Source organism: Anaerococcus tetradius ATCC 35098 (genome assembly GCF_000159095.1).
Lineage (GTDB): Bacteria > Bacillota > Clostridia > Tissierellales > Peptoniphilaceae > Anaerococcus > Anaerococcus tetradius.
Map to the genome: position 1 here is coordinate 243,690 of NZ_GG666297.1, position 11,570 is coordinate 255,259.

Below are 11,570 nucleotides of genomic sequence, written 5' to 3' on the forward strand. Positions count from 1 at the left end.
ATTTATGAGGAGAAAAATATGGTTGATAGTGTAAGTTTAAAAGACGAGATAAAGGATGCGTTAGATAATGCGACCTTGGGTAGAACTTTAGGAAATTTCTGTAAAACATATCCACAAAGAAGACTAAATTCTTATGCTGGAGTTGATTTTAAGAATACTCAACAAACTATTAAGAAGGTAAAATCTTATGCTGCTGAACATGTTGATCAAATGATCGCAGAGTTTACTAAAAATTGCGAAAAAAGAGGCGGACATGTTGTTGTAGTTAAGAGCAAGGAAGAAGCAGCTGAATGGGTTAAAAACTTCATCAAAGAAAAAAATATTAAGTCAGCAGTAAAATCTAAATCAATGTGCTCAGAAGAGATACATTTTAATCATATTCTTGCTGAAAATGGAGTAGAGTGTCAAGAAACTGACCTTGGCGAATTTATCATTTCCCTAGAACATAATACACCAGTACATATGGTAATGCCTGCTCTTCACTTAAATAAGGAACAAGTAGCAGATTTATTTTCAGATTATACAAAGACCAACCACGAGCCAATAATATCTGAAGAAGTAAAGACAGCAAGAAAGGTTATGAGAGATAAATTCATTAACGCCGACTTGGGTGTTTCAGGAGCAAATGTTGCTGTAGCTGAAACAGGAACAGTCTTTACAATGACAAATGAAGGTAATGGTAGGATGGTTGGAACCCTACCTAAAAATCATCTATATATCTTTGGTATTGAAAAATTCGTAAATTCTATATCAGATGCTAGATGGATTTTCAAGGCTTTGCCACGTAATGGTACTGCACAAAGAATAACTTCTTACTTATCTATGTACACAGGTGCTTGTGAAGTTGTTACAGATAAAGAAAATGACACTAAAGAAGATAAGGGATTTTATTGTCTAATATTAGATGATCCAGGAAGAAGAGAAATTTTAGCTGAAGAAGAATATAGAGAAATCTTTAACTGCATCAGATGTGGTGCTTGTCTAGACATTTGTCCAGCTTTTGCCCTAGTTGGTGGTCACGTTTATGGTTCTAATGTCTATACTGGAGGAATTGGTACCCTACTAACCCACTTCCTAATAGATGAAAATAGAGCAAGTGAAATCGAAAGTGTATGTCTCCAATGCGGTAGATGTAATGAAGTTTGCGGTGGTGGTCTTCCAATTGCCCAAATGATAATGGGAATAAGAGAAGAAAATGTAAAGAATAATCCAAATCCTATCAAGAAATTCGCCCTAGATGCTGTTACAGATAGGAAACTCTTCCACTCACTACTAAGAATTGCTTCAATAGCTCAAGAACCATTTAGCAAGGGTGGAACTATGATTAGGCACTTACCTGATTTTGTTTCAGGCATGACTGGAGGAAAGGTCCTACCAAGTATTGCAAAAGTTCCATTAAGAGATATCTTTGATCTTATCGAACAAGATGTCAAAAATCCTAAGGGAACAGTTGCCTTATTTGCAGGTTGTTTACTAGACTTTGTGTATGTCGATACTGCCAAATCACTAGTTAAGAATATGAACTCAATTGGCTATAAGGTTGAATTCCCACAAGGTCAAGCTTGCTGCGGTTGTCCTGCAAGCAATATGGGTGATGTGGAAAATGCTAGAAAAGAAGCCGAAATTAACATCAAGGCTATGGATGCAGAAAAATATGATTACATCCTTCTTGCTTGTCCATCATGTACCCACCAACTTCAATCTTACAAGACTTTCTTCGAAGAAGGTAGCGAGATGTACAAGAGAGCAGAAATCTTGGGATCTAAGTGTGTAGATTTCTGTAAGCTATTCCACGAAATAGACGATAGCGAAAATCATGGAGATGGCAAAAATATCAAGGTAACCTATCATGATTCTTGCCACTTAAAGAGAACCTTGGGAGTATTTGAACAACCAAGAGATCTACTAAAGAATACCGACGGTGTAGAATTTGTAGAAATGGAAGATAGCGACAACTGCTGTGGATTCGCAGGATCTTACAATGTTTTATATCCAGATATTTCTTCAAAAATCCTAAAGAACAAAATTGAAAACATTAAAAAATCTGGAGCAGATGTTGTAGCTGTGGATTGTCCTGGTTGTATGATGCAAATTAGGGGCGGTCTTGAGGCAGAAGGCTTAGATATTAAGGTTAAACACACTTCAGAAATTATATCTGAAAAGAGAGGACTCATCTAAAAATGAACTTGCAAATAAGTGATGTTTTATCCAAAGAAAATCTTATAGAAGACCTAGTCATTGAAATCCATCAAGAAATAAAAAATATTTTGGGAGATTATAAGTCTAGCCAAAATCTGTATGACATTATCAAAGATGCCTTGAGATCTTCTGGAAAGATGATTAGGACAAAGCTGCTTATTTGTATAAGTCTTATGGGAGAAGAAGAAATAAGTGATAAGATTATTTCCCAATGTGCGGCAGTAGAGATAACTCATCTAGCATCGTTAATCCACGATGATATTATAGACGATTCTACATTAAGGAGATCTCACAAATCAACTCAAGCAAAATACGGCAAGGATGTAGCTGTATTTGCTGGAGATTATATGATAGCTAAAGTTTTTAGTTATCTAGCAAAAAAAGGCTATGTCGAAGAGATTTCCGTAATAGCCGACACTATTAGGGATATGTGCAACGGAGAAGTTGGACAAAATCTAAATAAGTACAAGATAAATGTAAGTACTGATGAATATTTTGAAAATATTTCCGGTAAGACTGCTTCATTTTTTAAGACTGTTTGTTATTTTGGCTCCAAAAATTGTGGCTTTGATAGGAAAGATACAGAAAAAATGGTAAGATTCGGACAAAATCTCGGCCTAATGTTTCAGCTAAAAGATGATTTGCTGGATTTATTTTCTGAAAAAGCCCTAACAGGTAAGGAAGAATTTTCAGATCTTAGGGAGGGCATATATACCTATCCAATAATCCTTGCTCTACAAAATGAAGAATATGGCAAGGATATATATGATATATTAGTGAAAAATAGACAAACTTCTCTAGATAAAAAAGACTTCCTTATCCTAAGGGACTTACTTAAAAAGGCTAGGGCGGATTTTCTAAGTTCAATGATGATTAAAAAACTTGCAGATGAAAACAGATTCATCCTAAAAAGCTTAGATTCTGGTAGAAGCACCTACCTATATAAGATTTTAGAAAAAGTTGAGAAATTCTGATGCAAGCCTATCAAAGAATGACAGTAAAAAACATAATAAATTTTGCTAATCCTAGGACTTTTGTAGCTTCAATAATACCGGCAATCTTTGGCATATTATTAAGCCTTAAACTAGGCTATAGCCTAAGTTTAGCTAGGGCCTTGGCTCTTATAATGGCTTGTGTATTTTTCCAGGCAGCTGTAAATACCATAAATGACTATAGCGACTTTGTTAATGGGGTTGACAGCTTGGATGATAATTTAGAAGAAGACGATAATGTTATGTTTTACTCTAACATTAGACCTAAGAGTGTAGAAAATTTAGCAATAATTTTTCTACTAATAGGAATCGGACTTGGATTTTTGGGCCTTGATAGGATGAATTTCCCAAGCCTTGTCATAGCTTTTATAGGCTTACTTACAGTTTTTCTTTATTCCAAGGGGCCTTTACCAATTTCATACTTACCAATTGGAGAATTAGTAAGTGGCTTTGTAATGGGTGGTCTGATACCACTTGGAGTATTCAGTGCAGTAAGCAATAGCTTTGATGGAAAGATTCTATTAGCTAGCCTTCCCTTTATGCTAGGTATTGCTCTTATCATGATGAGCAATAATGCTAGTGATATAGAAAAAGACAGGAGAGCAAAAAGATACACCCTGGCAGTTGTGATGGGTAGGCAAAAGGTAAAAGTTTTGTATAAAATATCTATTCTTCTCTGGCTAATAAGTCAATTAAGTCTAACATATTATTTGGCAGGACTTCCAATACTTGCACTAAACAGTGTCTTCTTGATCTTGAGGCTAAGATTGATAAGAAATGTTTTTACAGCAAGTCTTCTTCCAGAAGTTAGGATTGGGCAGATGATAAGTATTGTTAAGGCTAATGTTTTGATAAATGGAGTCTATTTGACTGGTATATTAATAAGTTTATTCGGAGCTTAGGATGGATAAAAGCAAAAAGGTTTATGATATATTTCAAAGAATATCGCCATTTTATGACGATGCTAACGATAGGATTAGTTTAGGTTTACAGAAAAAGTGGAAAGAAGAACTGGTTAAACTGATACTAGAAAATCCCAAAGCAAACTTGAGTCTACTAGATATATGTTGTGGAACTGGGGATATTTCTATAGGCCTTGCGAAAAATTCTCATGCAGAGATAGTCGGCTTAGACTTTTCGGAAAATATGTTAAAAATTGCCGAAAATAAAAAAGGCTCACTTACAAATCTTTCCTTTGTAAGGGGTGATGCCAAAAATCTAGCCTTTGCTGATGAATCTTTTGATGGGGTTTGTATATCTTTTGGCCTTAGAAATACAGATGACTACAAAAAAGTAATAAGCGAGATGTTGAGGGTCCTTAAAAATAATTCTTATATATATATTATGGATTCCTTTCTCGTAGAAAATAAGTTGATAAAGCCATTCTACAAGGTCTTTTTCAAATACCTAATGCCCATCTTAGGTGGGGGTATGCGACGATATAAAGATTATAGCTGGTTATATGAGTCAACCAAGAATTTTATTAGTCCTAGGGAGCTTATGGATATACTTGATAGTTTTGGTGTTAAAAATATAAGAACAAAAAAGATGTTATTTGGCGCTTGTGTTATAGTAAAAGGACAGAAATTATAGACTAAAAATAAACACATGGGGGAAAAAATGAGTGAAGATAAGTTTGATGTCATAATAGTTGGAGGAGGAGTTGCAGGTCTTGCTGCATCCATAGTCCTAGCTGAAAATGATTTTGAAGTATTGTTAGTTGAAAGAGGAGACTACTGCGGAGCTAAAAATGTTACAGGCGGAAGGCTTTATGGTCATAGTCTAGAGAAAATCATCCCAAACTTTGCAGATGAAGCTCCTATTGAAAGAAAAGTTGTAAAAGAAAAAATTTCTATGATGAGTGCAAAATCATCCCTAGACATAGGCTACTCATCAAAAGAATTAGGAAAAGATAAAGATTCTTCATCATATGTAGTCTTACATAGTAAGTTTGATCAATATTTGGCAGAAAAAGCAGAAGAAGCTGGTGTTGCAATAATCACAGGAGTTCTCGTAGATGAAATCTTAGTAGAAGATGGCAAGGTTGTTGGTATCAATGCAACAGGCGAAGAAATGTATGCTGATGCTGTAATAGTTGCTGATGGTGTAAACTCCCTCCTATCCCAACAATTAGGAGTTAAGAAAGAACTTGAACCTAACCAAGTGGCTGTAGGTGCTAAGGAAGTTATCGAATTATCAGAAGAAATAATTAACGAAAGATTTAACCTAGAAAGTGGAGAAGGAATGAGCTGGCTATCTTGTGGCGATCCAACTATGGGAGGCTTCGGTGGTGGCTTTATTTACACTAACAAAGACTCTATATCAATCGGTGTAGTAGCTACTCTTTCTGATATAGGCTACGCAAATACAAGCATTAATGACCTTCTAGAGAGATTTAAGGAACATGAAAGTGTTGCACCATTTATCAAGGGTGGAAAGACTATAGAATATTCAGCTCACTTGGTTCCAGAAGAAGGTTTACATATGATTCCAGAACTCTTCGGAGATGGCTTCCTAGTAGTTGGTGATGCAGCTGGCTTTTGTGTAAACCTCGGCTATACAGTTAGGGGTATGGACTTTGCTATAGAAAGTGGTAGACTTGCAGCCCTAAGCCTAATAGCAGCCAAAGAAAGAGGAGATTATAGCAAAGAAAGCCTAGCTATATACAAAACACTAGTTGATCAATCTTTCATCATGAAAGATTTACAAACTTTCAAGGCCTTCCCAACAATTCTAAGTAGAAGAGAAATCTTCAAAGACTTCCCAGAAATACTAAATGATGTTGCAGCTAGGGCCTTCACAGTAAATGGTGGCGACACTAAAGGCTTTATCATGGGTACAGTAAATGATCTTGCTAGCAGAATGAGTGCAGGACAAATTTCAGACTTTATTTCAACAGTAATGGAGGCAATGTAATGAAGAGAATGAGCGTTGAGGACAAGTTAGGTCTTGACATCTATCATACAGACGAACACAACTCACATATAGATGTAGATACTGACTATAAGGACGAAGAAGAAATCCATAAATTATTGATGGCTTGCCCAGCAAGCTGTTATACTTATGTAGATGGAGTATTTGGATTTAGCCACCTAGGTTGCCTAGAATGTGGAACTTGTAGGGTACTATCCCATGGCAAAATCGTAAAAGATTGGCAACACCCTCAAGGAGAAGTAGGAGTAAGCTTCAGACAAGGTTAAGTTAGACTCAATTAACTTAGAGATATAACTTGTATCAAATATCATAGAAAAGGCTGTATAAGGCCAATCACCATTTGCTTGTAGAATGATGATTGAAGACTAACAGCCTTTTTCTATGCTATATTAAGCAAAAATTTTATAAAAGAATAAAAATCTATAAAATGATATTTATAATTTATAGGAAATTCTTGACAATAAAGCTTATATGAAGTATTATACACAGGTAATGATTCTCTACTCCGTTTATATAGACGGGGTCAAAGACCACAGGGAGGTGAAAACATGAATAAATACGAAGCAGTATTGATTTTCAAAGCTGATATGGCGGATAGTGATAGAATCGCTTTACTCGATAGATTTAAAGAAATCATCGGTCAAAACGGTGAAGTAACTAGCGTTGATGATTGGGGAAGAAGAAAACTTGCTTACGAAATTAATGACCTAAAAGAAGGTTATTATTATATCGTTGACTTTAACTCAAACCCAGACCATATCAGAGAATTTGAAAGAAGACTAAGACTTTCAGATTTTATAATCAGATACATGGTTATCAGAAAAGAGGACTAATCAATGAACAGAGTTATCCTTATCGGAAGGTTAGTAAGAGATCCTGAGTTAAGATATACTCAATCTCAACAAGCTGTGTGTACTTTCACACTAGCTATAGATAAGAAACTTAGCAGAGAGAGAAGAAGCGAATTGGAAGCTTCAAATCGTCCTACAGCTGATTTCCCAAGAATAACGGTTTGGGGAAGACAGGCGGAAACCGCAAGCACATATCTCAAAAAAGGAAGTCAATGCGCTATAGAAGGTAGAATCCAAACAGGATCCTATCAAGACAAAGAAACAGGCAAGACTGTTTATACAACAGATGTTGTAGCTGATAATGTTGAATTTCTAGGTACTAGATCTGACAATATGGGAGGATCTAACTACAATTCTAGAAACAACTATGACAATCAAGACACCTATAGAAATGACTATTCACAAACAAATAACCACCAACAAAGTCAAGGCAATAATCAAGCTTTTGATGGTGGCGATGATTTTTTTGATGATGACTTTACCGAGATAGAAGACGATGGAAGAATTCCATTCTAATATAAGAAAGGATTTATGATGGCAGGAAGAAGATTCAGACCAAGAAAAAAGGTAGATCCATTTGTAAAAGATCCATCAAAAGTTATCGATTATAAAGATATTGAAACTTTAAAAAGATTCGTTACAGATAGAGGTAAGATCTTACCAAGAAGAGTAACAGGTCTAAATGCAAAACACCAAAGAGAAATCACACGTGCTATTAAACGTGCTCGTCAAGTTGCATTATTACCATACGAAGAAAACTAAGATAAGAAGAGATAATATATAAACAAATTTCAATAAGCAATATTAAGGGAGCTATCTTGTTATGAAAAAGCGTATTAATTTATTGAGCTTCCTAGAACATTTTCTGTTAAGGATTTGTTGTTAGGAAGTCCAAGAGAAAATAGCATTTCATGAGAAGACTTGCTTCTTTTTTATTATAATCATGAAAAAATGAACTTTATTTGTATATTTCTATGATTTATATTAAAATTGTATAAAAGAAAAGGAGGAAATTATGTTCGTAGAAATTTTAGCCTTGCTTGTAGCTATCCTTGCGATTTTATTTATGGGATTTACAATCAAGACAAAGATCATGCCTGTATCATCAGGTAACAAGAGAATGACAGAAATTGCTGGACATATCAAAGACGGTGCTATGACTTTCATTAGCCGTGAGTATAAGTATATAGCAATGTTTGTCGTAATCGTATCCATACTTATAGCAATATTTTTAGGTGTTAAGATTATGCTTTGCTATATTTTAGGATCTGTATTTTCAATGCTAGCAGGTTATATTGGTATGAGAGTATCAACTGCAGCTAACGCAAGATGTGCTAATATGGCTCTTGAAGAAGGTACAAGTGGTGCACTTAAAGTTGCATTTTCAGGTGGTTCTGTTATGGGCTTTGCCGTAACTGGACTAGGATTTTTAGGTATTATGATCACTTATCTCGTATTCAGAGACCCAGCAATCCTTATGGGTTATTCCCTAGGTGCTTCATCTGTTGCACTTTTTGCAAGAGTTGGTGGTGGTATCTATACAAAGGCAGCTGACCTTGGTGCAGACCTTGTAGGTAAGGTTGAAGCAGGTATTCCAGAAGATGACCCAAGAAACCCAGCAGTTATCGCTGATAACGTTGGTGATAACGTAGGTGACGTTGCAGGAATGGGTGCTGACTTATTTGAGTCTTACTCAGGTGCAATTATCTCAGCTGTTGCTCTAGGAGTTGTGGCTAGTGGAGACGCTGGAATGAAGTTTACCTTCTTCCTTGTAGCTATAGGAATCCTTGCAAGTATTTTTGCAAGTGTAATGTTCTTGACAACCAAGCACAATAACCCACAAAAATCTTTGATGAACACAATATATGTTTCAGGTGCAATAGTTCTTGTTGCATCATTGATACTATCATTTGTTTACTTCAAGAACCTAAATGCAGCTTTGGCGATTATAGTTGGTATAGTAGTAGGTATTTTAATCGGTCTTCTTACAGAGTATTACACTTCTGATAAGTATAAATATGTTAGAGCGATTGCAGAAGAATCAAAAACTGGTGTTGCTACAAACATCATCGCTGGTCTATCAGCAGGTATGCTTTCAACAGTATTCCCAATCATCCTAATAGCTATAGGTATAATGGTTGCTTACTGGGCAAATGGCGTATTTGGTATAGCCCTATCAGCTGTAGGTATGCTTTCAACAACAGCTACAACAGTTACAGTTGATGCTTATGGTCCAATCACAGACAATGCTGGTGGTATTGCTGAAATGAGCTACCTACCAAGCAATGTTAGAGATATCACAGATGAGCTTGACTCAATAGGTAATACAACAGCAGCTATTGGTAAGGGATTTGCTATTGGTTCAGCAGCCCTAACAGCCTTATCTTTATTCGTAACTTACTCAGAAACCCTAAAACTTGGTGCAATTTCAATTCTTGATGCCAAGGTAGTAGCAGGAATGTTTATAGGAGCTATGCTTCCATTCCTATTTACAGCCCTTACAATGAACTCAGTTGGTAAGGCTGCAACAGAAATGATTGAAGAAGTTAGAAAACAATTTAGATCAGACGATAGAATCCTAAAGGGAGAAGTTGAACCTAACTATGCAAGATGTATCGACATCTCAACAACAGCTTCCTTAAAAGAAATGATTCTTCCAGGAGTTCTTGCTATAATCGTTCCAATATTTGTTGGTAAAATCTTAGGCCCATATGCCCTAGGTGGATTATTGGCAGGTGCCCTAGTAACAGGCGTACTATTGGCTATCTTTATGTCAAACGCTGGTGGAGCTTGGGATAATGCGAAAAAATACATCGAAACTCTAGGAGGAGAAGATGGAAAAGGATCAGAAGCTCATAAGGCTTCAGTAGTAGGAGATACCGTAGGAGATCCATTCAAGGATACATCAGGTCCATCTCTAAACATCCTTATCAAACTTATGACTGTAGTATCAGTTGTATGCGCTAGCCTATTTATTTAATAAAAAAAATAATTTGACAAATCATCCATTAGATTGTAGAATATAATCAATCAAAGAATTTAGTTAAGAGATGTGTTGAAGAGAAGAGTAGTTGGCTTAAAGCTTAAAGCGAGTCCCGATTGGTGGAAGGGGATAAGTAGACGGTCGATGAAAAGAACCTTGGAGCATATAGGTCGATACAAGGAGACTTATACGGGAACTCCCGTTACAGAGTTAGAGTATGTTAGTACTTGATGAGGTCTATTTTGTGAGAGATAGATGAAAATGGGTGGTATCACGAGCTTTCGTCCCTGATGGGATGAGGGCTCTTTTTTTATTACTTTGAGATTCTTGGGCACTTATAACTAATTTTTAACTAAGCTTGATTAATAAATTTAAAGGAGACAATATGTTAGAGAAAGAAATAATTAAAGAAGCTAAGAAAGTTATACTTGCCTACTCAGGAGGACTAGATACTTCAGTTCTTACAACATGGCTTAAAGAAAATGGGGCAAAAGAAGTGATTTGTGTATCAGTTGACTTAGGTCAGGTCAAAGATCCTAAAAAGCTAGAAGAAAAAGCCCTAACATCTGGAGCGAGTAAATTTTATAATATCAATGTTGAAGAAGAATTTATAGAAGAATATGCTTACAAAACTTTGATGGCAGGAGCTAAATATGAGAACTTATATCTTTTGGGAACAGCTATAGCAAGGCCATTAATCGCCAAGGTCTTGGTTGATGTAGCTAAAAAAGAGGGAGCCGACCTTATAGTTCATGGTTGTACTGGCAAGGGAAATGATCAGATTAGGTTTGAGCTTTCTATAGGTTCTCTTGCACCAGAAATAAAGGTGCTGGCACCATGGAGGTTCTGGGAAATCAAGGGACGTAGTGAGGAAGAAGCTTATGCTCTAGCACATGGAATTAAGCTTGACTTTACAAAAGAAGAAGATTACTCAATGGATGAAAATATTTGGCATCTTTCCCATGAGGGACTAGATTTGGAAAATCCAGAAAATGAAGCTAAGCTAGAAAAAGTTCTTAAATGGATAGTCCCACCAGAAAAGGCCTGTGATGAAGCTGAAATTGTAGAGATTGCTTTTGACAAAGGAAAACCCCTAAGCATTAATGGAAAAAAGATGTCAGCAGCAAATCTTGTTAAAGAATTAAATAAGATTGGTGGCAAACATGGAGTTGGCATTGATGATATGGTAGAAAGCAGGGTAGTAGGTATGAAGTCAAGGGGTCTTTATGAAAATCCTGCTGCAAGTATTCTCTACTTTGCCATTGAAAAACTTGGCTCTGTAACTATCCATCCCGACGCCCTAGCCTATAAACAAAAGATGGGGCTTGATTATGCGAAACTAGTCTATGAAGGAAAATGGATGACTCCATTAAAAGAAGCTATGGATATGTTTATGGAAAAGGTCAATGAAAATTTAAGCGGAAGTGTAAAAATTAAACTATACAAAGGAAATATGTACCCAGCTGGAATATTTGCTGATAAGCCTTTATACGATGAAAACTTAGCGACCTTTGAGGATTCGTCTTATAAGCATTCAGATGCGACAGGCTTCATTAACTTGTTTGCTTTAAGCACAATAACTTACTCTAAAGCAGTAAAGAAAAATTAGGA

At 36.0% G+C, this 11,570-nt stretch carries 11 protein-coding genes and 1 other annotated feature; all 11 genes read left to right on the forward strand.

Annotation, left to right across the window (positions count from 1 at the left end):
- The first annotated feature begins 18 nt into the window (after positions 1–18).
- The 11 genes from ldhH (at position 19) to HMPREF0077_RS06495 (ending at position 11,568) form a co-directional block, all read left to right on the forward strand.
- Positions 19–2,178 (forward strand): L-lactate dehydrogenase (quinone) large subunit LdhH, encoded by a 2,160-nt coding sequence (gene ldhH, locus HMPREF0077_RS06445; RefSeq protein WP_004837193.1) that lies wholly within the window; start codon positions 19–21, stop codon positions 2,176–2,178.
- A gap of 2 nt (positions 2,179–2,180) precedes the next feature.
- Positions 2,181–3,173, forward strand: coding sequence for a polyprenyl synthetase family protein (locus tag HMPREF0077_RS06450; RefSeq protein WP_004837194.1), 993 nt, complete (start codon positions 2,181–2,183; stop codon positions 3,171–3,173).
- Entirely contained in the window at positions 3,173–4,093 is a 921-nt protein-coding gene (locus HMPREF0077_RS06455; protein ID WP_004837195.1) for a prenyltransferase, read from the forward strand. Before HMPREF0077_RS06450 ends, HMPREF0077_RS06455 begins: the two co-directional genes overlap by 1 nt.
- 1 nt (position 4,094) lies before the next feature.
- Complete coding sequence (locus HMPREF0077_RS06460; protein ID WP_004837196.1) at positions 4,095–4,784, forward strand: ubiquinone/menaquinone biosynthesis methyltransferase; 690 nt, start codon at positions 4,095–4,097, stop codon at positions 4,782–4,784.
- Positions 4,785–4,811: 27 nt separating this feature from the next.
- Positions 4,812–6,107: an FAD-dependent oxidoreductase gene (locus HMPREF0077_RS06465; protein WP_040349529.1), complete on the forward strand. Its 1,296-nt coding sequence runs from the start codon at positions 4,812–4,814 to the stop codon at positions 6,105–6,107.
- Positions 6,107–6,391, forward strand: a complete 285-nt coding sequence (locus HMPREF0077_RS06470) for a ferredoxin family protein (RefSeq protein WP_004837198.1) — start codon at positions 6,107–6,109, stop codon at positions 6,389–6,391. Before HMPREF0077_RS06465 ends, HMPREF0077_RS06470 begins: the two co-directional genes overlap by 1 nt.
- A gap of 282 nt (positions 6,392–6,673) precedes the next feature.
- The gene (gene rpsF, locus HMPREF0077_RS06475) at positions 6,674–6,958 is read left to right on the forward strand and encodes a 30S ribosomal protein S6 (RefSeq protein WP_004837199.1); all 285 of its coding nucleotides are present in this window, start codon (positions 6,674–6,676) and stop codon (positions 6,956–6,958) included.
- Between the two features lie 3 nt (positions 6,959–6,961).
- Complete coding sequence (locus tag HMPREF0077_RS06480) at positions 6,962–7,492, forward strand: single-stranded DNA-binding protein (protein WP_004837200.1); 531 nt, start codon at positions 6,962–6,964, stop codon at positions 7,490–7,492.
- A gap of 18 nt (positions 7,493–7,510) precedes the next feature.
- The gene (gene rpsR / locus HMPREF0077_RS06485) at positions 7,511–7,738 is read left to right on the forward strand and encodes a 30S ribosomal protein S18 (protein ID WP_015777443.1); all 228 of its coding nucleotides are present in this window, start codon (positions 7,511–7,513) and stop codon (positions 7,736–7,738) included.
- A gap of 253 nt (positions 7,739–7,991) precedes the next feature.
- Positions 7,992–9,956, forward strand: coding sequence for a sodium-translocating pyrophosphatase (locus tag HMPREF0077_RS06490; protein ID WP_004837202.1), 1,965 nt, complete (start codon positions 7,992–7,994; stop codon positions 9,954–9,956).
- Positions 9,957–10,022: 66 nt separating this feature from the next.
- Positions 10,023–10,251, forward strand: a binding site (T-box leader).
- 93 nt (positions 10,252–10,344) lie between these two features.
- Entirely contained in the window at positions 10,345–11,568 is a 1,224-nt protein-coding gene (locus tag HMPREF0077_RS06495) for an argininosuccinate synthase (RefSeq protein WP_004837203.1), read from the forward strand.
- Positions 11,569–11,570 lie beyond the last annotated feature (2 nt).